The sequence below is a fragment of the Pseudogracilibacillus auburnensis genome (genome assembly GCF_003201975.1).
GTDB lineage: Bacteria > Bacillota > Bacilli > Bacillales > Amphibacillaceae > Pseudogracilibacillus > Pseudogracilibacillus auburnensis.
On record NZ_QJJQ01000009.1, the window covers coordinates 20,406 to 43,387 of the forward strand.

The window sequence follows — 22,982 nt, forward strand, 5'->3', positions numbered from 1 at the left end:
GCAAAAATATGTTAAAGTCTGTGAGACAAGTAATACGTGAACAAATTGACAATAAAGAATTAATTATTCGAATGGCTGCCTTTGAATTAAAAGGCAGTTATCAAATTCATTATTTAGGTTCTTTCTGGCAATTTTTAAATCCAGCCATTCAAATAGGTATTTATTGGTTTGTATTTGGATTAGGAATAAGAGGGGGTGCTCCTATAGATGGCACACCTTTCTTTTTATGGTTACTGGCTGGTTTAGTCCCTTGGTTTTTTATTGCACCTTCCATCATCCAAGGTGCGAATAGTGTACACCAAAAGATAGGAATCGTTTCAAAGATGAATTTTCCAATTAGTTTATTACCTACGATTCGAATTGTAAGTAGTACGCCACAATTCATTGTGATGCTTATTATACTATTCCTAGTTTCATTTATATATGGAATAACACCATCTTTATACACATTACAAATAATCTACTATACTTTTGCAATGTATGTGTTTTTAATAGCGTTTGCTCTCATTGCCTCAACAATCTCTACTTTAGTGAGAGATTTTCAGCTTTTATTGCAATCGATGATGAGAATGTTATTTTATTTAACACCTATCCTTTGGAGTACAGATCTAATTGTTAAAAAGCTTGGTGATTTTGGACGTTTATTAGAAAATATTTTACGATTAAATCCGTTATATTATATTGTGCAAGGATTTCGGGACTCCGTATTAGGAAAAGCGTGGTTTTTCGAAGATTTAATATACATGGGATATTTTTGGATAGTTACTTTTGCATTGCTATATTTTGGCTCCGTTTTGCATTTGAAATTCAGAAAAGATTTCATGGACTATTTGTAATAAAGGGATGTATTTAAAATGAATAAAAAAGTGGGATTAAAAAATGTAACGAAGACCTTTGACTTGTACGCGAAGAATTCCGATAAGATCTTAAATCTATTATCAATTAAAAAAGATGGTAATAAACAATTTATGGCTTTAAGAGACATCAACTTTAAAGTCTACGAAGGGGAAACGATTGGAATTATCGGATTAAATGGATCTGGTAAATCTACCGTGTCCAATATTTTGGCAGGAGTTTTACAACCATCGGGTGGAGAAGTATACATTGATGGTGTGAGTTCGTTAATTGCTATTTCCGCTGGGCTTAATAATAATTTAACTGGGTTAGATAATATTGAATTAAAATGTATTATGCACGGATTATCAAAAGAAGAAGTTGAAAAGGTAAAACCTGATATTATTGATTTTGCCGATATTGGCGATTATATTCATCAGCCAGTGAAAGATTATTCTAGTGGGATGAGATCCCGATTAGGGTTTGCTATTTCCGTCCATACAGATCCCGATATTCTAATTATTGACGAGGCACTTTCGGTAGGGGATAGCACATTTACCCAAAAATGTTTATTGAAAATGGACGAGTTTAAAAAACAAGGTAAAACGATATTTTTCATTAGTCACTCAGCTAGTCAGATGAAATCATTTTGTGAAAAAGTTATCTGGATGCATTATGGCCAAATTAAGGAATTCGGTAATGCAGACGGAGTGTTGAAAAATTATACTGAATTTACCAAATGGTTTAATGCCTTACCAGAAGCGGGTAAGAAGAAATATAAGGCAGAAATGTTTGGCGAACAAATTAGAGAAATGCAGCATCATAAAAAGCAGAGGGGCGGAAATTTCGTTTCTAAAATGGTTAAAGGTACTTTAGTCGTTGTTCCTGTAGTTATTATGGGTATCTTACTACTAACGAATGGATTGTAAGTGTACAAACTTAACTCTGGGGGATGAGAAAAATCAATGTTTAAATTAAGAGGTAAAAAGAATGATACAGTAATTGACAACCTTCCCAAGGATATTTTTCAATTTAATAGTTGGAATTTTAATAAGAATCGTATAAAGATGAGTGTAGATAGTAACACGATGTCAATTGAATCTAAGTCAAGAAGAGTAGACTATTTAACGCTATATGAAAATAATACGAAGTTTTCCCATGTAGGGAAAAATGAACCTAAGATTTTATTAGATAAACAAAATATATTCGAAATTTCTGGAGTGAAGTCAGCTAATGTAGATGTTATTTTCTATTTGCTAGAGTATGACGAAAAATATAAAAGGATTCATACGAACCGTTTGAAAATAAACGATAAAAAAATCATCACTACTCAACCCCAAACGAAATATGCACGGATAGCAATCAGACTCGCGGGAAAAGGGAAAGTCGAGATTACTAATTTTACTGCCAAAAAATATGGATTAATAGACGAACTTGCTAGCCAAGGTGGGAAAAAAATGCAAGATATAAAAATGGCTTGTATTTTTGATGAGTTTAGTATGGCTAGCTTTAAAAATGTCGTGTCATTAACGACCTTTACCCCAGACAATTGGTCAATCGTATTTGAACATGAAAAACCTGATTTATTAATGGTGGAATCTGCTTGGAAAGGAAATCAGGGATCATGGGAATACGAGGTTGCAACATATAACAATAATAATCAGAATCAAAAATTAAAAGAGCTGTTGTTATGGTGTAATAAACATAAAATTCCAACTGTTTTTTGGAATAAAGAGGATCCGGTACACTTTGAAAAATTTAAACGAACGGCGGCATTATTTGATTATATTTTTACAACAGACGCGGATATGATTCCAGCTTATCGAAAGTTTGTAGGACATGACCGTGTTTACACGCTACAATTCGCCGCTAATCCAACAATTCATAATCCAATCACTGCTGACAACAATAAAAAGAGCCGAATTTCTTTTGCGGGCTCTTATTATTCAAATCGTCACCCTGAACGGAAGAAAGATATGGATGACGTATTAAAGGTTGCGAAAGAATTTGGTTTAGATATTTTTGATCGAAACTATGGAAAAAGTAATACAGACTTTAATTTTCCAAATGAATTTAAAAATAATATTTTAGGTTCACTCCCATATCATCAAATCTATAAAGCATATAAAGATTACCGTCTGATTTTAAATGTTAATAGTGTGAAAAATTCACCAACAATGTTTTCAAGAAGAGTTTTTGAAGGGTTAGCTAGTGGAACTCCAGTCATTAGTAGTTATGCTGTAGGATTGAAAAAAACATTCAAGGATCTTATTACTATATATGAAAATGAACCAGATTTTAAGAAAGAAACTGAGCGTTTGATGACAGATATAATTTTTTATCGTAAGCGAGCAATAGAAGGAATGCGTGAAGTATTTCATAAACATACGTACAAAAAAAGAATGGAATATATATTGGATACGGTAAAAGTGACATACCGTAAAAGTAAAGATGATGTGACAATCTTATTCTATTTAACATCAGGAAAAGAATTGGGAAAAGCACTTAACATTGTTGAAAATCAAACGTTTGAACATATCAAAGTGTTTTTGGTATTGGATTTATTTGAGGGTCATGAAGAAATAATCAATGAGTACAATAATGAAAAATACTCTTCATATTTAATGCATCACACAAAAAATAGGGATATTACAGAGCTAATTGATACGAAATATATTACGGTAATGGATACAAAGTACACATACGGAGAGCATTATTTAGAAGATTTAATGCATGCATGTATCTATTCGAATGCAGATATCGTAGGGAAAAAGAGTCTTATGGATGCGTTAGATGATTACAATTATGCTGAACATGAATATAAGTATGTAGACAATATTTATGAAGAAACAGCCGTATTAACAGTGGAGGACATAAAATATTATTCACTAAAGGATATCGTTCAATGTAGATCCAACCTGATTGAAGTTCTATATAAACAGGAAGGGAAAAGAATATTTAGTTCCGATAAATTTAATTTTTCATTCGGAAATGAATCTCGTAATAGTAAGGAGCTTCAATGATGAAGAGAATAAAAATATTACTATATGGTGACCAAAACTTAAATATTATGGATGGGTCTGCAATTTGGTTAACTTCTTTAGCGAATATCTTAACGTATAATGGAAATGTAGACTTAAGTATTCTTTTAAAGACTCCAGTAAAAAGAAGACAAGTAATGGATAATATTAAGCAACAAGAAAATATAACGTTTATTAATCCATTTGGAGTAGCGGGTAGAACCATATTAAAGAGAACTCCTAGGTTAGAGCCGAAAGAAGCTAGTGAAGTAATAAAGAAGTTAGACAAGGAAAACAACTATGATATTATCGTCACAAGAGGTAAAGATCTAACTTCCTATTGCTTAAAAAAGAAATATGCCTATAAATTAATTCCTTATATTACAGATTTTAATTTTACGAAGTCTTCAAATGACAAAGAGTTCTTTAAGAAAGCATATAAAACATCTAAGGCACTCTTTGTCCAGACGGAAGAGATGCGTGATTATCTAATTGATCATTTACACGTTTCAGGTGAAAAGTTTATTATTTTACCACCTACAGTTACGGATATCGGAACAGAACCTCGATTCGGTATTTCTAATTTTTCAATTGTTTATACTGGAAAGTTCGCTAAAATGTGGGAAACAGAGGCAATGCTTGATACGTTTTTAGAAGTGAAAAAAGATATTGATATGTTATCTTTAAATATTGCTGGAGATAAGTTTCAAGCGGACCTATCATCAAGAAAAGGAAAGATAGCGGATCAATTTGACAATACAAGCGGAATTAATTGGGTTGGTGCTGTATCACGAGACGAATCTATGAAATTGATCGAATCGTCCGATCTAGGCTTTGCTTATCGATCATCGGAAATAGACAATGATCAAAGTCTTGAGTTATCGACAAAGTTTTTGGAATACGGCATTAGTGGAAAACCGGTCGTTGTCAGAAAAACAAAACAGTATGTAAAGTTATTAGGTGAAGATTATCCGCTATTTTGTAATAGCTTTGACGAACTAGTTGAAAAAATCAAATTAGCCTTTACAAATGAGGAAATCTTTAGAAAAGCAGCTAAACGTTGTTATCAAGCAAGTGAGAAATATCAAATTACAAATGTAAGTAAAGCGATTATTAGCGAATTGAATAAACTAATTCAATCTAAACCTACGATATTATTTGCTAGTCATGACTTTAAATTCCTTAATTGGTATATTGATCATTGTAAACAATCTGGAAAATACAATGTGTTAATTGATAAATGGAGAAATCACAGTGCTCATGATGAACGTAAAAGTATTAGCTTACTTCAGAAGGCAGATATTATATTTTGTGAATGGGGTTTAGGGAATGCGGTTTTTTACTCCAACAATAAACTAAAAGGGCAAAAACTATATATTCGTATTCATCGTCAAGAATTAGTTACCGATCATTTACAGCTTGTTAATTTTAATAATGTAACGAAGGTAATAGCTATAAGCACACATATTTACGAAGAATTTCATCGCGTGAAGAATATACCTAGAAATAAAATGATGATCATTCCTAATATGGTTGATGTAAATCGCTTCAATAAACTAAAACAAGAGAATGTTGAATACCATATTGGTTTATTAGGTTATTTACCGAGGTTAAAAAGATTAGATCGGGCAATTACAATTTTTGAAGAATTATATAATCATGACAAGCGATTTAAACTTTATATTAAAGGGAAGCACCCAAAGGATTTACCGTGGTTATGGAAGCAACCGATCGAAATTATATATTTTAAAAAATTATTTAAAAAGATAAAACGTTCGAAATGGAGAAAAAATGTTATTTTTGAATCTCATGGAGACGATGTTGCTGAATGGTTTACAAATATTAACTTTATATTATCAACAAGTGATGTAGAGAGTTTCCACCTGGCACCAATGGAAGGGATGGCGAGTGGAACGATACCAATTGTATTCAATTGGCCAGGAGCAGAAACATTATATCCGCTAGAGAATGTTGTTAAAAATGAAAAAGAAGCGGTAGAACTGATCTTGAATCAGGTTGAAAACAGAACTGATTCAAGACATGACTATGAAGCAATGGTAAAAAAATACGACATGGGAACTATTATTAGCAAATTAGATGATATAATATTTGGTGAATGACTGTAATGATTACGAACAAGTTAGCATGTGCCAGAAAAGGTACATGCTTTTCTTTAGTTAAGGATTTGAATCTGTTTAATAAAATGAATAGTATCATTTTGCTGTTTTCGTCAATATTTGACAAACCCTTGTATTAATAAAAGACAAACTTTATAATGTATTTAGTCTGATATACTTAAATTATATTTTTATATAAAAGTTGCTTAAAAGTGAGGATTATTTAATGGATATTGAAAAATTGCAAGATAAAATTTATGATGCATATTACTCAGAAGGTAATACGCAATTTAGAAAAAATGTACGAAAGAGGATTCACTGGGTATGTAGTAATGCATTAGGTGAAGAAATCTTAGACATTGGTTGTTCACAAGGAATAACCTCTATCTTATTGGGGAGAGAAGGAAAAAAAGTATTTGGTATCGATTTATCGGAAACAGCAATCAATGATGCTAATGAAAATCTACAAAAAGAAGATGAAACAACACAGAAATTAGTACACTTTCAAAAAGAAAATTTGATGCTTTTCAGTTTTAAAGAAAAATATGATTGTGTAATTTTAGGTGAAGTGTTAGAACATATTAATGATGTCCAATCATTCTTTTCAAAGGCAGTTGCGCAATTGGAAAATAACGGAAGATTAATTGTGACTACCCCATTTGGAATAAACGATTTTATAGATCATAAAAGAACTTTTTATTTACTTGACTTTTTGAAACTACAAACTGAACAGTTGCATATAACGGAAATAGAATTTTTCGGAAAATGGATAGGGGTAATATTTGAAAAAGGATCAAATATTACGAGAAAAGAATTGGATAATGATCTACTTTATAGATTTGAAAAAGCAATTTATCAAATTGAAAGAGATTATATTAATAAGCAAAATCAATACCAAAAGGAAAATAAAATACTCAAAGATAAATTACAAAAAGCACAAGATATTAATACTTCAATCAAAACAAACAATGATTTTAAAAAGAAGTTTCTAAATGAAAAAGTAGAAAAAGTTAAGATCCAAAAAGAATTATTAGAACAATATAGTAGAGAGCAACAATTGTTAAAGGAACAAAGGGAATTAAGTAGACAATATGAAATGTTACAACATAGATATAATAATATTAAGAACTCGACACTGGGTAAACTGACTGTAAAGTATTGGAATTTAAGAAACAGAAGGAGTAAGAAATAATGTGTTCTAAAATAATTCAAGATAGTTGGTTAGAAGTAATAAGTTCTAGAAAAGTCGATTTGCTTGTAAATATTAAAAAGGAACTCGATTTTTTAGAAAAGGAAGATATAAACGTTGATTTTAATATAAAGAATTTAGATTATTTTGTGAGACAAAGTGAATATATAAAGTTAAAAGAACGTTATAGTGACAAAAATTTTATTGACAGAATAGAAAATTCTATAGAAAAAATACCGAAAAGCAATGGAACTGAATATTTTAATGAAATAAATGTTAGAATTGGATTAATAGCAGATGAATTCCTCTTTAATTCGTTTAAAGATGTTGCCAAGGTCATTTATGTTGATAGAAACAGCTATTCTACTCTTGAATTAGATGTGTTAGTTATTGCTACATCATGGAAAGGGATTAATGAAAATTGGAGAGGAATGGGAAATCCTAATAACTCCAAAATAAGAGAAGAGCTAGACAATATTATTTATTATTTTCGTTCTCAAGGGGCAAAAATAGTATTTTATTCTAAAGAGGATCCAACTAACTATCATAATTTTATTGACATAGCAAAAAAATGCGATTATATTTTTACAACTGCAATTGAAAAAATAAATGACTATAAAAATGATTGTAACAATGATAATGTTTATGTATTAGAGTTTGGAGTAAATCCTATATATAATAATCCAATCGGGATCAGTGCTAATAATGAAAAGCTAGAAGGAGCGATATTTGCAGGCTCTTGGTATGAGAAATATCCTAATAGAATGAGGGACACTCGATTAATATTTGACGGTATTATTTCTGCCAACCATGATTTAAAAATAATAGATCGGAATTTTAATAAAAACTTACCAAACCACTTATTTCCTTATCAATACTTAAAGTATATCTCACCAAGTATTGATCATTCAATACTACAGAAAGTATTTAAATTATATCCTTGGACGATCAATTTAAATTCCGTTCAAACGAGTGAAACAATGTTTGCAAATAGAGTATATGAATTACAAGCCATGGGAAATTTAATATTATCCAATTATAGTGTTGGTATTAATAATCTCTTCCCAAATGTCTTCATGGTCCAAAATAGTTCGGAAGTTAAAGGGATCATGAATAATTCGAAGAATAAAGAACTTTATTCACATCAGATGTATGGGGTAAGGAAGGTTTTAAAACAACATACAACTTTTCATAGAGTGAATACTCTTTTGGAAAAAATCGGTTATGGAAAAGACTTTATTCCTAAAAAAGTAGTTGCCGTAGTAGTAGAAGATATAAGTGATTCCAACAACGCTGAGAATTTTGAACGCCAAACATTCGAACACAGACAACTAATTACGGTTGAACAATTGCAAGAAAACTATCATTCTTTTGATTATGTTACGTTTTTCAATAATGAATATGAATATGGAGAATATTATTTAGAGGACATGATTAACGCTTTTAAATACACAGCTTCATCATATGTGACAAAAGATTCTTTTTATGATGGTGATGATAAAGTATTAGGTGTTGAACATGATTATGTTAACAGGATAAGAGATAAGTATAAGACCGTTTTCTCTACTGGAAGCTTTCTGGCAAAAGAATTAACAAAAATTGTTAGAGATTTTGAATGTAATAATGGTTATAGTATAGACTGTCTAGAATTAAACACAGATCCAAAAAATGTAAGCGAAGAAGTAATAGAATTAAAATTGTCTGTTATTGTACCTGTTTATAATAACGGAGAACATTTGTATGGAAAGTGTTTCCAAAGTCTACTACGTTCATCTATGTTTGAACAAATGGATATTATTTTAGTAGATGATGGTTCTACAGATAAAACTACAATAAATATGGTAGATAGATTAAATAGGTTATATCCTAATGTACAATTGTACAAATTTAATGATGGTGGAAGCGGAAGTGCTTCACGTCCTCGAAATAAAGGAGTTCATTTAGCTAAAACAGACTATATTACTTATCTTGATCCTGATAATGAAGCAATTAATGATGGATATTATCGCATGTTTAATGAGATGCAAAAAGACGAGGAACTTGATCTTGTCGTTGGAGATATAGTAAAAATCGACTTTGATGAAAAAAAATTAAATTATTCTCACTATGTGTTAAACAAAAATCCATTAGGTGTCATAACAAATACATCTGAGTTTTTGAAAGATTCAAATTTGCGTGTGCAGAGTATTCAAGCATTAATTGTTAAAAAAGAAATAATACTCAAAAATAATTTACAAATGATTGAGAAGGCAGCCGGACAGGATTCCTTATTTTTTCAAGAATTATTACTTAACTGTGAAAAAATTAAAGCGATTGATCTAGATATACACATATATTATGCCGCGGTTAGTAATTCTGTAACAAATACAATATCAAAGAAATTTTTCGATAAGTACCTAGTTTTAGAGAAAGAAAGATATGTATTTTTAAACAAAAATGGACTGTTTAAACACTATATTTCAGATCGGTTTTCGGATTATTTTATCCGTTGGTATTTATTCAGAGTCCCAAAAATCCGAGAAGGAGAAGAAAAAGATAGCTTAAAAACTTTATATCAAATTTATGAAATATACCAAAGTGAGTTGCAAAAAAAGGCTGAACCAATTGAGTTTTTTGAAAGATGTATGCATAATGAAGATTATTTGGGATTTATTAACTATTGTAAAAGCTATTTTGAAGCGGGTGATAACCATTAAGGATGATTTGAAATACCCTTTTGGTTTTTTATTAACAAGGGAAAAATTCAATAATAAATATAATTGGCATGAATTTAGTATTAATGAAGAATTGACACTTTATTATTCCAATAGTAATGAATTTTTTGAATTACAGTATAATAAATCACAAATTATTGTATTAGGTTATTTTTTTGATATAAGAAATGGAGACCTAAGTAAAAACGCTATTATTAAAAACTTAATTATGTCTAGACAATCAAACTATAATGATTTTTTAGAAAATTTATCTTACCTAAGTGGTCGATTTCTACTTATTTTAAATGCTAATGAGGAAATCCGGCTCTTTCATGACGTTGCAGGGCTAAAGGCAGTTTGTTACTATAAAGGCAAAGGAAGATTGGTAATCGGTTCGCATGATACCTTAATTAATGAAGCAATGGAACATAAGCTTAAAAAGCTCTACAATAATCCTAAAGAAGTTAGCTTTTCAAGTCATACACGTTTTGAATCTGTTGAAAAGTTGATTCCTAACATGTCGTTAGAAATAACTACTGCAAAAATTGAAAGATATTATCCTGTTGGAAAATATTCAGTTAGGTCAAAAGAAGAAATCAGACGCGAATTAATTTCTTATTTAAATGAAACAGTTAAATGGTTAAATAAATCTAATTATAAATTACTCCTCTCATTAACAGGTGGTGGAGATAGTAAAATGTCTTTAGCTATATTAAAGCCACTCATTCATAGATTGGAAACTTTCACATATTTAAAGGATACTACAAATGAGAGTAATTTTGTAAAAAAGACATTCCAAAATGATAAAGAAATTGTCGATTCTATTGTAAATAATTTGAACTTAAATCATAAATTTATTGAAATTTCATCGGATGAATCAACAGACTTAAGTGTTATAGAAACAATTAAGCATAATGTGTTTTCGAACCACCATTATAATTTAGCTAATGATTATTACCGAATATATGGAGGTGAAAATTATTTACATATTAGGTCATCTGCTTTATTTAATATTGGAAAATATATATTTCCGTTTGAATCTATAAACGTTGAGGATTGGGATGTAGAAACAATTGCGAAATATGTACAAAAATGGACAAATATTGAGGACGAAGCAGATAATAATAAGCACGTATCCAATTTATTGGATTATGCGCAGTTAGAAAACTTTTATAATTATAATCCTTTAGAATTGTTATTTTTGTCATACAGGTTAATTCAATGGCATGGTGGAGTTGTTGGTGAGTCAGATATTGCATTTGATACAATATTGTTATTAAACGCTAGAAAAATAGTTGATTTAATACTTTCTTATCCAATCGAGGATAGACATAAAAACAAGTTATTTGTTGAACTTATTGATCAGTTATGGCCTATTTTAAATTATTGGGATATAAACTCACCAAATAATTTACAAAGTAAATATCTATCCACTGCAAGTCAATTAAAAAAGTATAAAAAAATAAATTCTAATCTAAGTGGACTGTCAGAACTAGGTCTAAAACTAATTAAAACATCCTCGACACAGCCGGAGAGAATCTATCAAAAAATTACTAATGGTGGATTTTTATTTAAGTTCTCTAATAATAATATAAAAAAAAAAGAGTCTTATGAATTGTACATTAACTTTTTGAATTATGATGTTAGGGAAGGATTACAGTTTAAATTGAGATTTTATTATAATAACCCAAACGGTAGAGATAAAATAACAGTTAAATCAAATTTATTTAAAAAACCAAGAGATATTATAGATCTTTATGGTGAACATGTATTTCAAATTGATAAATTATCTGAACAAAAAGACTTATATATAAATATTGAACATCATTCACCTTCTAGTTTAGCTTCTTGGGTAAATGCTTCTAGGTTGTGGATAGGTGACTTTAAATTTGTTAATTAGTTGATCTACATTAGTGATCAATTAACTAGGAATAAAATGATCGGAAAAAATAAATGATGGTTATAGCACTTTCAGGATGAGTATTTATAAAATTTTGGGAGGTTTTACATTTTTAGACTACGAATCGATCTCAATTTATTACTACAAAAACGTACATGTTATTTACCCATAACGACAACTAGACTAATTGGAAATATGAGAAGCATCTGAAGCAAATCTTTTATTCCCAGATGGTAGGTTGATCTTACGGTGAGTCTAATTGACTCTATGAAGAAGCATTTGGATAAAAGATCTGGATAGATTACTGGAGGCTCATAACTACAAACACATTATCAAAGCAAAATACAGCAATTCTTTCTTTGAAGGTCAGAGAGAACACCAAAAGGTGCATTTAAATTAGTTTATTCATTTAGAACATCAAATCCCAGGAACGAGAATGACTTTTAAGAAAACTACGAAAAACTCGTATTGGGTTTCCAACGTGAATGATAAACATTATAATACATGACAAGAAAGAACGAGGTCTAGTAAACTTGATGAGCATTTAATTAAATCCCCAGTTCAGTACATGTATGCGATTGTGATTAATTACAATACATATAAACCTATTAAGGGTGCTGGAAGTACATTTTTCTTACATGTAGAAAACGGAAGACCAAGAGCAGGGTGAGTTTCGTTTTAATACCTGAATCCAGAATGGTTTAATTAATGAGAGCATTCGATAATGCATGTATTATTATTGTAAATAAAAAGGAGTTATTAATTACTAGTTTATAGAACTGTCAATATCGACCAGAAAAACACTCTTTCATGGAGTGTTTTCCTATTTTAACACAAACTTATGTCCTAGTACATTGTGTTTACTATGTATCAATAGTATAATAATATGTGTATCAAATATTTATAAAAATATGGAAAGGGGTTATAAATGATAAAAATGAAACGTATTTTCACAGTATTATCACTAGCAATATTATTACTATTTTCTCAAGTTTTATCTCCTATCCCTTCTATTGGAGTTGTAAAAGAAGATGGGGAGATTAATACTGCAAAGCTATTTCAAACAACTGAACAAGTTGAATTAGATGAAGGCATAATCATCAATAAGGATACATATCTTTATGGAGAAATACAGGAAGAAGTAATCTCCTTCCAATATGCGGATACATTTGCAGTAATTCCTCTTCAAATAGTTAGAGAGGTTAGTGAAGATGAGAGTACTCCTACATTCCACGATTCTTTTGCACAAGAAAATAGTAAGCAATTTTCAAAAGACTTCCTATTATATTCATTAGAACCTAATGAAAACCCTCGTTTGGTAATTAATGAGGATTTAACATATCCTATAAGTGAAAATGAACTTGGAATGGAAGTATTCTATTTAGGGAACATAGAATTCTATTTAAGTGAAGAAGATAGAATTGTAGCTTTTGAGAATTTAGTATCAGATAATACAGGTGAGGAAGAAAACAACGATAATGTAAAGGAGGAAGAGGATGAGGGTTTAGAAGAAGAGGCTAAAGACCCCGAAGAAGATTTAGGAAGTAATGATCCAATTGAGGATACATATCCATCTGAAGAACAAACTCTTGATGAAGATAATCAACATGGTGAAGCTGATACCACAGATGAAGTAAAGGAGAATATCTCTCAAGAAAGCTTTACAACTTCTAGTGCAATGCAAAGTACCGCGACTCGTACAGTAGATCCATGGAAAGGTGTATCTACAAATTATTTTAAAGTAACTAAAGATAATTTAGTCGTATATGATAACCGGAGTGGATCTTTAAAACCAATTGGAAAACTGGAAAAAAATCAAGTATATCCAAGGGTAAGTGATTATGGTAACTGGCATCGTATTCAATATGGTAATATTTATGGCTATGTACGAAAGGCAGATACCGTTCCTGATAATGGTTTAAGCCTAAAAAATAAAAACAGTTCCTATAAAAATCAATCACGTTCATTCAAAGCATTAAAAAATGTTGTCGTTTATGATAATACTTCTGGTAAATTAGTACCGTATGGAATTATAGATAAAGGACAATCTTATCCAATTGCTACCGACTATGGTAACTGGTGGCGAGTTATTTTTGCAGATCGTATTGGATACGTCCGAAAAAGTGACGTAGAATCAGAGTTTATAAAAAGTGATAAGTACTTTAGAGCAGAGGGAAATATTGTTATTTATGATAATCGGAGTGGGTCACTTAAAAAAGTTGGAGAGTTGAAAAAAGGACAAATCTATCCACGAGTAAGCGACTACGGGAACTGGCATCGTATTCAGTTTGGTAATTTTTATGGGTATGTCAGAAAGTCAGAAACTTCTGTTGCACTTGGAAGTAGTATAAAAAACATGAATAATAACTATAAAAACCAATCGCGTACATTTACTGCCTTACAAACAGCAACAGTGTACGATAATACATCAGGCAAGTTAGTCCCTTTTGGAACAATAGATAAAGGCACAACTTTTCCGATTGCCACAGATTATGGTAACTGGTGGCGAGTTATCTATGCTGATAGAGTAGGATATGTCCGTAAAGATGAAGTAAGAGCTACATCCAGTTCAACGGATAAATATTTCCGAGTAACTCAGAATACAGAAGTATTTGATAATCGAACAGGAAAACTAATTAAAGTCGGAGAGATTAACAAAGGGGAAACCTATCCAATCGTAAGCAATTATGGCAACTGGTGGCGCGTTCAATTCGGAGACATATACGGGTACGTAAGAAAGTCCCATACGGGATATGCTACTGGTAAAGAAATAAAAAATTTAAATGGTAAATACAAAAATTCAAATAATAAATTTATAGCAAATCAAAAGGTTACTATTTACGATAACTCTTCGGGTAATTTAGTCCCTTTTGGTACATTAGAAAAGGGGACAGTCTATCCAATTGCCACAGATTATGGTAACTGGTGGAGGATCATTTATTTGGATCGAGTAGGGTATGTACGAAAAACAGAAGTAGACCTATATGGTGTGTCCTATACAAATTACAATTTAACTTTAAACCAAGCAGTAGATATTCAAAAGGATCCAGAACGGAACCCTAAGGTTTGGGCTTCACATGCTTTTGTTTATAAGGGATATATAGACAAAAATAATAGAGTAACCGCTAATTCACTTAATGTAAGAAATAAACCTAATTCAAGCGACAAGGATAGCAAGGTAATTGATAAGTTAGCAAAAGGAACCAAGGTAGAAATATTAGGAGAAATGAATAATTGGTATGCAATTAAAACTGATAAAGTACAGGAAGTTACTGCATTACCAGACCAGATACGTTATTATTTGGACCCTAAAAATTTTATGAATGATCCGAAACAAAAATTTCAATTTTTAGTTCTATCTAAACCAAGCGGTGCTTCCGTCACAATGCTTAATAATTATCTAAAAGGAAAAGGATCCCTTTCGGGTCAAGGAAGTGCTTTTTACAACGCAGCAAGAAACCATGGAATAAATGATGTATATTTATTATCACACGCTATCCATGAGACTGGTCATGGTAGCTCTACACTAGCAAATGGTGTTGAGGTTGGAATAAATAATAAAGGTGATTTAGAAGTTGTAACTGCACAAAATCGTAGCCAGTTGACGGCAATTAAAAAGACATATAATATGTTTGGAATTGGTGCAGTTGATACAAACCCATTACATGGTGGAGCCAAGACGGCATATGCAAATGGATGGTTTACACCTGCCCTGGCGATTGATGGAGGAGCCAAATGGATTAGTAATGGTTATATCCAGAACAGATTTAAACAGGATACGCTTTATAAGATGAAATGGAACCCACAAATGAAAGATGGAAACGCTTGGAAGCAATATGCTACAGATGTTGCCTGGGCTTCAAAACAAGTTAATGCTATTTATAATCTTTATCAAGAACTGGGGATAACTGATTCATTAGAGTTTGATTACCCATCCTATAATTAATCAAATGAAAGAGCTGTCTACAAGTTAACTACGTAGACAGCTTTATTTTGATAAAGATAAGATACATTATGACAAATATAATTATTAAATATCCTAAACTACACGAATGTCAATTTTCTTTATTCAACTAAGTTAATATGCTATTTTTCCAAAATAGTCATTAATTCATTTTGTAAAATTGGTCCAAGCGTACGTGCATATGTTGCAGTTATATGACCATTATCCCTATAGACAAGTACATTTCCTACAACAGGTTTACATTCTGTATCTTCACAAAATGAATCACTTAAATCGACGTAATGAACGTTTTCAGGTTTTTCCTTTAATTGGCTCCAAGCACTATTAAGGGGAAGTACTTTTTCACGACTAACAATACAGTTACTAGAATCTACACCATTCTCCTCAACACATACAGCAACATCAAAACCAAATCTAGGATTATCTCTAATTGCGAAAACAGGTATATCTAAATCGTTAAGATTATCCCACTGTACCAAAAATCCATCCGGTACCTTATCTTCTCCAGCGACATCAGCATGTGTGAATACTAAATCTGGTTTGATTGATTTTAATTTATCAATTAATTTTTCATTCCATTCCTTACAATCTTTATCAACACTACCTTCTGCTGAAAACCTGCATCCACTTTTAGTAAAATTCAAAATTTTAATATTTTCGCTTTCAGCAAAGCTATCTAAGGCAGGGAGCCAGTGCGCTGAATGGGACCCGCCAACTAGTGCAATTTCGTATTTTGGATTATCCAAATCACCATATTCACACTCAATAACATCCGACTTCCCAGGCTTTTGATGACAATTATCTTCATAATTTTTTGGTAGGTCTTGCCTAGCTTGTATTGGTTGTGGAGCAATTTGATCACTATTTAATGGAGTTATTTCACTATTTCCTGTTAACAAAGCCATTGCTCCAGCATAATCTGAATTATAATAAGCAAATGCAAGTTCGGTATCTGTTTTTTCTATAGTTATTGACCAAATACTTGCAGTTATAAGAACTGGTATTGTCAAAGAAACTGGTATAAGTGTTTTTATCCAATTTGTGTTTATATATTTCATATTTCTTAAAGGCTTCTCTATATAAGTAGTCGTCAAGTAAGAAAGTATTAATGATAGTAAGATTAAAACTATTCCACTCCAAAAGGGTACTTTATTATTTTCAAAGAGAACAAAGTAGAAAATAAGAATTGGCCAATGCCATAAGTAAAACGCATAGGATATACTTCCCAGCTTCATAAAAGGTTTAGATGCAAGTATGCGATGAACCCCAAAAGTACCTCCTTGTGATCCCGCAATAATAATAGCAAGCGCACTTAGTGTAGGCCAGAGTGCAGCATATCCAGGGAAAACGGTAGAAACCTGGAGAATAATTCCACATAATATAATAGCAATCAATCCAGTCCAACCTAAAATAAAACTTAAAGATTTACGTACAGCAATATATGGAATTATTATTGCTATAATACCACCTAAACTAAATTCCCATACTCTAGTAAATGTATCAAAATATGCCCATGGTTGATTTATAGATGTTTTATAAATAGAATAAGTGAATGATAGAACAAAGACAAACACTAGTGATACAAAAAAACTAACTCTAATTGACTTGTTAAAAACTTTTTTTGCAAGAAGTACGGAAATGAAAAGTATTAGCGGCCAAAGTAAATAAAATTGACCCTGTATAGATAAGGCCCAATAATGTTGAAAAGGACTTGCTTCATTATTTTGTGCAAGGTAATCAACTGCATCAAAAGCCAATTGCCAATTTTGATAATATAAAGAAGAAGCAAATACTTCCTTTACTGTTTGCATCCACTGAATTTTAGGGAGTAGTATGATACTTAAAATGGTAACAATAAATAATACAAAAAATGCAACGGGAAATAATCTAGTAGCTAAACGTTTAATGAAGTTAAAAAAGTTTACTTTACCGTGTTTTTCATAGTTAGATAAAAGTGAAGTTGTTATTAAAAATCCCGATACAACAAAGAAAACGTCCACTCCTCCCGAAACGTTTCCTAACCAAATATGATAAATTGCTACAAGCATAGCAGCAACTGCTCGTAATCCTTCTATTTCTTTTCTAAATACCTTTTTTGGAGTTTTTAGTTCTCTCATTTAAATCATCCCATTTCAATCTTAAGATCATTGTTTCTCATAAAACAAAATATTGTGTATAAATGAATAGCTATTTGGAAAGTTTCAAAAAAGACAGCAATACTATGCTGTCTTTTTAATTTTAAATCTACGACTTATCTGAAAAACTTAATAATTTCGTTAGCTATTTTTTTTGATGCACTTCCATCTCCATAAGGGTTTTGTGCTTTTGCCATAATCTCATATTTACTTTTATCTGTTAATAGCTCATTAGCTAGGTCAAATATGGTATCTTCATCTGTCCCCGCAAGTTTTAATGTTCCAGCTTCAATACCTTCTGGTCGTTCAGTTGTATCACGTAAAACGAGGACAGGAACTCCAAGGGATGGTGCTTCTTCTTGAATTCCACCTGAATCAGTTAATATAAGATAGGAGTTAGCCGCAAAATTATGGAAGTCAACAACATCCAATGGTTTAATTAATTGAATACGATCATGATTACCCAAAATTTCGTCAGCCGTTTGCTGAACAACTGGATTTAAATGTACTGGATATACTACATGAATATCATTATGTGTCTCGACTAATCGTTTTATTGCTCGAAACATTTGGTGCATATTTTCTCCTAAATTTTCTCTTCGATGAGCAGTCATTAACACTAGTCGATCATTTCCAATTTTATTTAAAATAGGATGTGTATAGGCTTTATCAACTGTAGTTTTTAAAGCATCAATGGCTGTATTTCCTGTAACAAATATACGATCTTCAGGCTTATTCTCATTTAATAAATTTTGTTTTGATTTTTCTGTAGGTGAAAAGTGTAAATCTGCCATTACACCTGTAAGTTGTCGATTCATTTCTTCTGGAAACGGAGAATACTTATTCCATGTACGAAGTCCTGCTTCAACATGCCCAACTGTTATTTGATTGTAGAAAGCAGCTAGTGAAGCCGCAAAAGTTGTACTAGTATCTCCGTGGACAAGTACTATATTAGGTTTTACTTCTTTCATTATTTGATCTAGGCCTTCTAGAGTACGATTAGTGATTTGCACAAGCGTTTGTTTATCTTTCATAATATTCAAATCAAAATCGGGTGTAATTTCAAATATTTGTAATACTTGATCCAACATTTCTCTATGCTGAGCAGTAACTGTTACAATTGATTCAAATTCATTTTTTCTTTTATTTAACTCTAAAACAAGTGGAGCCATTTTTATTGCTTCAGGTCTTGTTCCAAATATAGTCATTACTTTTACTTTTTTAGTCAACTTACTCCCTCCAAAAACTGCTTATAATAATCTTAGATTGTCTTTCTGTTTATAACTCCACACATATTATATACTATTGCATCCTTTTCTTAAACTATTAAGAAGTAGTAGTTTATGTGTGAATGAATCAACTAAATTTTAAAAGAAATTTAGTTTGAATACTATATTATCTTTCAAATCCGGGCATATGCCACCTACTAATAGGATTCTCTTTAACTTTTTCTAATAACATTGGGACTGAATGCCCTCCTATTGCATACCATGCAAATTCTGGTTGCCATCTATTATATACATCCGCTGATGCTTCTATTAATGGCTGAAAATGTGGATGATAATTATCATAGCCAGTTTCAGGGATTGGCTCATACCCAAATTGATAAAAGGTCATATAGAAACGAGCATCTTTAACTTTACCTTCATCATACATTTGTTGTAAACCTTCTCCAACAGCTGCATGGGAACTATTTTTGTCTAAGTAACTTGTTGCCTTAAACGATGCATTTGGATATTGTTCTTGAAAAGTTAAAATAGTATTTTTGACATCATCTGTGGTAATTTCTCCATCTTTATATTCTATGAAATGTATATTGTCTTGATCTACACCTAATATTTGTGCAGATCTAATAAATTCATTATTTCTTGCTTCAACAAATTGTTCAATTGTTAATTCAAAACCTAATTTATCACATATCACTTTATTAGCTGCACTTGCTCCACCATCGGTCATTAGGACTAAATGAACGTCATAATTGTTCCACAAGTGATCTAGAATAGCAACACCAAAAGTTAATAGTTCATCATCTTGATGTGGAACTAAAAAAATTGCTGTTTTTTGATCTTCTTCAGCTTTAACAACATAATTATTCAAAGAAGTTTCTAGAATAATAATTCCTAATATCAGTATAAACATTAGTTTTCTGTGAATAATAGTTTTTCGTTTAAACATTACATTAAACCTCACTTTAAAAACATTTTTAAATTTTATAAATAACTTTATTCGTTATTTATTCGAACAGAATTGCTTTTTAAATACTTAATGTTCGTCAGTATAAAACCCAAAATTCAAAGATTAAAAGAAACAACTGAGAAGAATAGGCACAAGAAATTTCAGAAGACTTTGTATCTCTAAATGTAAATTATATTTCTTTTAGAGATTGCTATTTATGTCAATATTCACTTACATATAGGAGACATCTATTCTATTTTTAGTATGTACTTTTGGTTAATTTCACCATGTAAAATGTTGATGTGTTTTTCCTTCTAAAGTATTCATTTTCAACTTATTATTATAACATATTACTAATGGATTATCGTATTTATACTCTACAAAACTTTGGAATAAAAAAAGACAAAAGGCAATAGCAATTTTTTAAAAAAATTGATCAAACTACTACAGAATTTATCAACAATAATCTTTGCTTTAGTAGATTGGTATAGCTAATTAGTTTAATAAGCCGAAAAGTATTGTCTGAAATAACATTGAGTTAAGATAGGTTAAATGCTATGGCATTAAGCAATGACAGTAGTAGAAATCATATAAAGAGAAGAGTCAAATTATTGATATAATAATATTATCGAGAAAAAGTTGACATATTTCAAAATATTTTTATTGTGTACTAATTTCTGATTTTGTAGTATAATTTAGGATGGAATTTATTTATAAATGTTAATTATTTTTAGAATCTAGGAGTACCTAAATACTAAAAGGGGATTTTATTTATGGTTGGGAATAATAATAAGAGATCGAGGATAGATACACGAAAACCAAAACGACGATTACGTAAAAGAATTAAATTTATTCTTTTACCGATGCTTTTGGCTTTTTTTGCAGTAACTTTCTATGGTGCCTATTTATATATTAAAGCGGATTCTGCGCTAAGTGGTGCGTTTGAAGATGGTGGACGCGATAAATCTGATTTAAGGGATGATTATGTAGATCCAAAATTTGATAATGTATCGATATTAATAATGGGTGTTGATGAGAATGAGGGGAGAAAAGGTAGAGAAATTGCAAGAACGGACGCTCTTGTTTTAGCGACTCTAAATAAGGATGAAAAAAGCATCAAACTTTTAAGTATCCCACGTGATTCTTATGTTTATATTCCGGAAGTAGGTTATGAAGATAAAATTAATCATGCGCATGCTTTTGGGGGAACTTATGCCACTATAGAGACAGTAGAAAGATTGCTAGACATTCCAGTAGATTACTATGTTAAATTGAATTTCCATGCTTTTGTAGATGTAATAGATGCTATAGGAGGAATTGAGGCGGATGTTCCTTACGAAGTAAAAGAATCAGATTCTGGCGACCATAGGGATAGTATCCACTTACTTCCAGGTAAACAGATACTAGATGGTGAAGAAGCACTGGCTTTTGCTCGTACTAGAAAGAAAGATAGCGATGTGGAACGGGGGAAGCGTCAATTAGAATTGATCGATTCAGTTATTAACAAATCAACCTCGGTTACATCAGTTTTTAAATATGATGATATTATCGAAGCAGTAGGTAACAATTTATCGACTAATATGACTTTTACTGAAATGAAAAGTTTTTTTTCATACGCTACCCATGGAAGTAAATTGAATGTCGAGAAACTATCACTTGAGGGATATGACTATCAACCAGAAAATATTTATTATTGGCAATTAGATGATGATGCATTACAAGAGACTATTAATATGCTTAAGGGACATTTAGAGTTATCAGAGTATGTAGATTCGTTTAATGAATCTACTGAATTTGAAAGTGCGGATCCATCTATAAATAATTAAATTGTAAATGGGCTATCCTGAAAAAGCAAGTGAAAATAACAAATTTGATTCGAATATTATATACTAGTTTTTTACATTTTAAAACTTGTTGAAAAGGCGATACTCCTGCTTATATGGATCAATCCATCATTAGAATGTCCGGATCATCATAGGCTCAAGCATGGGAATGAAGCTTTTTCAACGAGTTTGTGTTTTAATGAACTTTTTAGGAGATATTTTGGCTAAAGCAACTCTTTTATCTTGGAACATGAATTATTATAAAAATGATTGTAATAAAAAAATAATTATGGGGAGTTCTTAAAAGTAAATTAGTAAGAATGAAAGTATTTCTACAATGAATATTTGATTTGCTAAGAGTCAACTTACGAGGAGTGAAACAGATGAAAATTGTGAAAGTAAAAAACAATGAAGAATTAAGTGAGAAAGCGACAGAACTTTTTGTTCATGCGTTAAGTCGATTAGAAAAGCCAGTAATTGGCCTTGCCACTGGTTCAACTCCTGAAAGAATGTATGAAAAATTGACGGAAAAATGCCAAGCCGGTGACGTATCGTTTAAAAATGCGGTTACTTTCAATTTAGATGAGTATGCTGGCCTTACAGCAGGTAACCCAAACAGCTATCGTTTTTATATGGATGAAAAATTATTTAATCATGTTGACATACAAAAAGAAAACACACATCTCCCAAATGGGTTAGCAGATGATTTACAAAAAGAATGTAAAATATTTGATGATTCAATAACAAAAGAAGGAAACTTGGATTTTTTAGTATTAGGTATTGGTTTAAATGGCCATATTGGATTTAATGAGCCCGGAACGTCATTTGATTCACGAACACATGTTGTTGAATTAACGGAATCAACGAGAGAAGTAAATTCCCGTTTTTTCGATTCGCTTGATAAAGTCCCGACAGAAGCTCTTACAATGGGCTTAGGTACGATCATGGAAGCGAAAGAAATCATGCTTTTAGTGCAAGGTGATAAAAAAGCTGAAATACTTAAAAAGGTTCTACATGGTGAAATAACAGAAGAAGTTCCTGCCTCCATTTTACAACGTCACCCAAATACTACAATTATTACAGATGTAACGTTGTAAACTAATATTAGGCTGTTTAGGAAAAGTGAATTGCT

Annotated in this window: 13 protein-coding genes; 10 read left to right on the forward strand and 3 right to left on the reverse strand. The window is 31.1% G+C overall.

Annotated elements, in window-relative coordinates:
- Positions 1 to 8 precede the first annotated feature (8 nt).
- From DFR56_RS12680 to DFR56_RS12715, 8 genes are all read left to right on the forward strand, one after another.
- Positions 9 to 836, forward strand: a complete 828-nt coding sequence (locus DFR56_RS12680; protein ID WP_110395827.1) for an ABC transporter permease — start codon at positions 9 to 11, stop codon at positions 834 to 836.
- An 18-nt stretch (positions 837 to 854) separates the two neighbouring features.
- Positions 855 to 1,763 (forward strand): ABC transporter ATP-binding protein, encoded by a 909-nt coding sequence (locus tag DFR56_RS12685; protein WP_110395828.1) that lies wholly within the window; start codon positions 855 to 857, stop codon positions 1,761 to 1,763.
- 36 nt (positions 1,764 to 1,799) lie between these two features.
- Complete coding sequence (locus DFR56_RS12690) at positions 1,800 to 3,857, forward strand: CgeB family protein (RefSeq protein WP_110395829.1); 2,058 nt, start codon at positions 1,800 to 1,802, stop codon at positions 3,855 to 3,857.
- Positions 3,857 to 5,974, forward strand: a complete 2,118-nt coding sequence (locus tag DFR56_RS12695; protein ID WP_158525632.1) for a glycosyltransferase — start codon at positions 3,857 to 3,859, stop codon at positions 5,972 to 5,974. Before DFR56_RS12690 ends, DFR56_RS12695 begins: the two co-directional genes overlap by 1 nt.
- A gap of 223 nt (positions 5,975 to 6,197) precedes the next feature.
- Positions 6,198 to 7,163 (forward strand): class I SAM-dependent methyltransferase, encoded by a 966-nt coding sequence (locus tag DFR56_RS12700; RefSeq protein WP_110395831.1) that lies wholly within the window; start codon positions 6,198 to 6,200, stop codon positions 7,161 to 7,163.
- Complete coding sequence (locus tag DFR56_RS12705; RefSeq protein WP_110395832.1) at positions 7,163 to 9,856, forward strand: glycosyltransferase; 2,694 nt, start codon at positions 7,163 to 7,165, stop codon at positions 9,854 to 9,856. The genes DFR56_RS12700 and DFR56_RS12705 overlap by 1 nt, the downstream gene beginning before the upstream one ends.
- A complete protein-coding gene (locus DFR56_RS12710) occupies positions 9,792 to 11,753 on the forward strand; it encodes a hypothetical protein (RefSeq protein WP_110395833.1) in 1,962 nt (653 codons plus the stop codon). Before DFR56_RS12705 ends, DFR56_RS12710 begins: the two co-directional genes overlap by 65 nt.
- 928 nt (positions 11,754 to 12,681) lie before the next feature.
- Positions 12,682 to 15,699, forward strand: a complete 3,018-nt coding sequence (locus tag DFR56_RS12715) for an N-acetylglucosaminidase (RefSeq protein WP_110395834.1) — start codon at positions 12,682 to 12,684, stop codon at positions 15,697 to 15,699.
- Between the two features lie 140 nt (positions 15,700 to 15,839).
- Here DFR56_RS12715 and DFR56_RS12720 read toward each other — a convergent pair whose 3' ends face one another.
- The 3 genes from DFR56_RS12720 to DFR56_RS12730 form a co-directional block, all read right to left on the reverse strand.
- Complete coding sequence (locus tag DFR56_RS12720) at positions 15,840 to 17,834, reverse strand: acyltransferase family protein (protein WP_110395835.1); 1,995 nt, start codon at positions 17,832 to 17,834, stop codon at positions 15,840 to 15,842.
- Positions 17,835 to 17,968: 134 nt separating this feature from the next.
- On the reverse strand, positions 17,969 to 19,081 hold the full coding sequence (gene wecB, locus DFR56_RS12725; RefSeq protein ID WP_110395836.1) for a non-hydrolyzing UDP-N-acetylglucosamine 2-epimerase: 1,113 nt from the start codon (positions 19,079 to 19,081) through the stop codon (positions 17,969 to 17,971).
- Between the two features lie 166 nt (positions 19,082 to 19,247).
- Positions 19,248 to 20,027 (reverse strand): PIG-L family deacetylase, encoded by a 780-nt coding sequence (locus DFR56_RS12730; protein WP_110395837.1) that lies wholly within the window; start codon positions 20,025 to 20,027, stop codon positions 19,248 to 19,250.
- Positions 20,028 to 20,800: 773 nt separating this feature from the next.
- On the opposite strand from DFR56_RS12730, the gene DFR56_RS12735 reads away from it, so the two are divergent.
- Together DFR56_RS12735 and nagB are read left to right on the forward strand one after the other, a co-directional pair.
- Positions 20,801 to 21,853, forward strand: coding sequence for an LCP family protein (locus tag DFR56_RS12735; RefSeq protein ID WP_110395838.1), 1,053 nt, complete (start codon positions 20,801 to 20,803; stop codon positions 21,851 to 21,853).
- A 380-nt stretch (positions 21,854 to 22,233) separates the two neighbouring features.
- Positions 22,234 to 22,947 carry a glucosamine-6-phosphate deaminase gene (nagB, locus tag DFR56_RS12740; protein ID WP_110395839.1) on the forward strand — a complete coding sequence of 238 codons (714 nt, stop codon included), beginning with the start codon at positions 22,234 to 22,236 and terminating at the stop codon, positions 22,945 to 22,947.
- Positions 22,948 to 22,982: the final 35 nt, after the last annotated feature.

Excerpts from the sequence above, each read along its gene's own strand:
- DFR56_RS12730 (WP_110395837.1), bottom strand. The coding sequence starts at position 20,027 with ATGTTTAAACGAAAAACTATTATTCACAGAAAACTAATGTTTATACTG.
- DFR56_RS12690 (WP_110395829.1), top strand. The coding sequence starts at position 1,800 with ATGTTTAAATTAAGAGGTAAAAAGAATGATACAGTAATTGACAACCTT.
- nagB (WP_110395839.1), top strand. The coding sequence starts at position 22,234 with ATGAAAATTGTGAAAGTAAAAAACAATGAAGAATTAAGTGAGAAAGCG.
- DFR56_RS12685 (WP_110395828.1), top strand. The coding sequence starts at position 855 with ATGAATAAAAAAGTGGGATTAAAAAATGTAACGAAGACCTTTGACTTG.
- DFR56_RS12715 (WP_110395834.1), top strand. The coding sequence starts at position 12,682 with ATGATAAAAATGAAACGTATTTTCACAGTATTATCACTAGCAATATTA.
- DFR56_RS12680 (WP_110395827.1), top strand. The coding sequence starts at position 9 with ATGTTAAAGTCTGTGAGACAAGTAATACGTGAACAAATTGACAATAAA.
- DFR56_RS12695 (WP_158525632.1), top strand. The coding sequence starts at position 3,857 with ATGAAGAGAATAAAAATATTACTATATGGTGACCAAAACTTAAATATT.
- DFR56_RS12720 (WP_110395835.1), bottom strand. The coding sequence starts at position 17,834 with ATGAGAGAACTAAAAACTCCAAAAAAGGTATTTAGAAAAGAAATAGAA.
- DFR56_RS12735 (WP_110395838.1), top strand. The coding sequence starts at position 20,801 with ATGGTTGGGAATAATAATAAGAGATCGAGGATAGATACACGAAAACCA.
- DFR56_RS12710 (WP_110395833.1), top strand. The coding sequence starts at position 9,792 with ATGAAGATTATTTGGGATTTATTAACTATTGTAAAAGCTATTTTGAAG.
- DFR56_RS12700 (WP_110395831.1), top strand. The coding sequence starts at position 6,198 with ATGGATATTGAAAAATTGCAAGATAAAATTTATGATGCATATTACTCA.
- DFR56_RS12705 (WP_110395832.1), top strand. The coding sequence starts at position 7,163 with ATGTGTTCTAAAATAATTCAAGATAGTTGGTTAGAAGTAATAAGTTCT.